The following is a 905-nucleotide window of genomic DNA, read 5'->3' on the forward strand; positions in this document are numbered from 1 at the left end:
TACGTCATATATTTCTTAATCTCTTGTTTCAATTCATTAAAGGACGCGCAAGGTTTTATATGAGCTTCATCTTTCAGATGACCAAAAAACGATTCTTGTGGGGCGTTATCCCAACAGTTTCCTCTTCTTGACATGGATTGTCCAAGGTTTAGCTTTTTGACTAGCTTTTGNNTGTTCTGAAACATGGTAAGCTAAAATTTCATTAGTTGAGCCGTCTAAAATTGTAGATAAATAGGCCCTTTGATTCTTACCGTAAACTAAATAGGTGATATCTGTAAGAAGTGTTTTCCCTGGGGTATTTTGTTTAAATTCCCGATTTAATTGATTCGGTACTATTCGATGTTCTTTTGTAGCTTTAAGCATTCTTTTATAAGGATTCGCTTTGCGCACCGGACAGACAATCTCGTATTTCTTCATAATTCTACGGATACGCTTTAAATTGTAGGCAATTTGAAACTGACCCGCCAATGTCATCTTTATCTGACGAGCCCCCTTCTTTCTATTTCTAAATCGAAGTGCTTTTAATATGGTTTCCTTCAAGATTTCATCTCGATCACTCTTTTGTTTCCGTTGTTCTTGNNTAGTGTTATTTCCTTCTCATCCTCCCTTCCATAAGTTTGATTTTTTTTAGCAATTCGTTTTCCGCCTTTAGTAAGTTTCGTTCGGCTTCTAAACGGGCATACTTTTCTTCTAACGTAAGCTCTCTCTCAAGAGTTCTTCCAGCGTTTTCGATACGTGTATCCCTTAAACCCAATACACCATTTTTTCTATAAGCAGCACGCCATCTACTTCCCGATGACATAACTCGTTTCATTCCAATCATATCTATATCAAAACCACATTCTTCAAAAATATTTCGAGGTAGCTTTCCTTTTTCATTTTCCTCAATAAAAATATGCTTAAAT

1 pseudogene is annotated in these 905 nt (G+C 36.1%); it reads right to left on the bottom strand.

What is annotated here, in order from left to right:
• Nucleotides 1-905, bottom strand: a pseudogene (locus COK05_RS30440) (IS3 family transposase); the annotation flags it as partial.

Source organism: Bacillus cereus (assembly GCF_002567495.1).
GTDB lineage: Bacteria > Bacillota > Bacilli > Bacillales > Bacillaceae_G > Bacillus_A > Bacillus_A cereus_AQ.